General features: G+C 32.6%; 3 protein-coding genes. 1 reads left to right on the top strand and 2 read right to left on the bottom strand.

The window, feature by feature from the left end:
• The coding region (locus tag ACFFUE_RS10130; protein ID WP_376835020.1) for a hypothetical protein at window positions 1-295 on the top strand (295 nt) is incomplete at its 5' end.
• Here ACFFUE_RS10130 and ACFFUE_RS10125 read toward each other — a convergent pair.
• Both ACFFUE_RS10125 and ACFFUE_RS10120 read right to left on the bottom strand, forming a co-directional pair.
• Window positions 292-1,017: a hypothetical protein gene (locus tag ACFFUE_RS10125; RefSeq protein WP_376835018.1), complete on the bottom strand. Its 726-nt coding sequence runs from the start codon at window positions 1,015-1,017 to the stop codon at window positions 292-294. The two genes, ACFFUE_RS10130 and ACFFUE_RS10125, sit on opposite strands and share 4 nt — an antisense overlap.
• Window positions 1,018-1,196: 179 nt before the next feature.
• Window positions 1,197-1,456: hypothetical protein (locus ACFFUE_RS10120; protein ID WP_376835016.1), on the bottom strand; the 260-nt coding region annotated here is incomplete at its 5' end.

Here is a 1,456-nt window from a genome sequence, read left to right as displayed (position 1 = left end):
TTTCAAAAATTCCAATGTTAGGAAAGAACTTAATATTCCACTTAAAGAATTTAATTACAAAGACTTATCATCGAAAGCAAAAAAATTTAATGTGCCTTTATCTAAAATGGTAATTTTAAACTCTACTAACGATGAAAAGAAAATTAATTTTATAAAAAATAACCACAATAGAAATAAAAATCTTTTAAAAGATGGCTCTAATTATTGTATATACTGTGACTATATAATATACTCCAACATTACAAAAGATTTATACGAAGAATCAAACGAAATAGTAGAAAAAATAGCTTATTAAAAAAAATAAGGTATTTTTTCTTTACCCATACGGTATAATCTCAACCAAGCTTCGCATTCCTGCGGAGTTTTTTTAATTCCCATTACTCTATGTGCACGCCAATAAGCTCTCTTTAAAACTCCCCAACGAGAAGCGTAAAAACCTGGCATTTTAGGATTCCAAAAGTGTTTTAACATTCCATCGTGAGTAAGCAACCAATTAGCAAAATAAGATTTTCCTTTCCTCAACTCCAAAATTCCTCTTTCTGCACGTTCTTTGTGAAATCCTTGAAAATACAAATCAAAAACAACATCAAATAAATTTTGGTCATACCCACCCAATAAATTGGCTTTGGAAAAAAAATTTTTAACCACAGGCACAAATTCATAACTAACTCTATAGTAATAATTTTCCCTAAGAAAATCTAAAGAATAAGTACGACCCAAGACAGGTTTTGAACCATCTTTAAACTTTGTTAAACCTATTCCAACAGTAGGTATCCCTCTAGAATCTTTATAAGTTGTAAGACGTTCACCCTCTATCCATTTATGAATGGCGTGCATATCGGCAGACACCTCACTAGGCTTCGCAACAGGATTATATCCTGCTGAGTTTGACCTTTCTTTACTATTCATAGCATTTTTCATAATATTCTCAATAAAGTGCATAATTGAAAATCCAAATAAAAATGGAAACATTTTTTTTCTTTTTTTTTTTAGGTTAATATAAAAAGGCAGTGGCAATAATCCACCACCTTTTAAACTTACTTTTTCTTTGGCTCAAAATCTTGTTGCCCGTCCAGTGCGTCAAGCACTCTAATAACAACGTTTAGAACAATTCGGAGCTTTTCTCTGTTCTGGATAGCCGTCTTACTACCCAATAAATTTGCGATTTTTTCAAACATTTTTTTATTTTTTTTTAGTTAGAATGCTTTACCAAAATATCCGCTTACACGCTTACCACTACGGGTATAGCCGTTACCATTAGGAGATATTACCAATCCTAACTCCTTGATAAATATCTTTCTAGTACTCTTGTTGAACAACGCCCAATATAATTGGGTAGTGCCAACACCTCTATGAACGATTTCAACGGAGTAAGTGTAATATACGGTACCGTCTTGGCTTTCGTGTTCCTTACCATCTTTAGGCATTGCCGTTGCCGTCATCAAACCGTTTTTGG

This window comes from Bergeyella porcorum (assembly GCF_042427575.1).
Classification (GTDB): Bacteria; Bacteroidota; Bacteroidia; order Flavobacteriales; family Weeksellaceae; genus Bergeyella; species Bergeyella porcorum.
The sequence above is the reverse complement of the archived record's forward strand: the minus strand, read 5'-3'. Positions and strand labels throughout refer to the sequence as shown.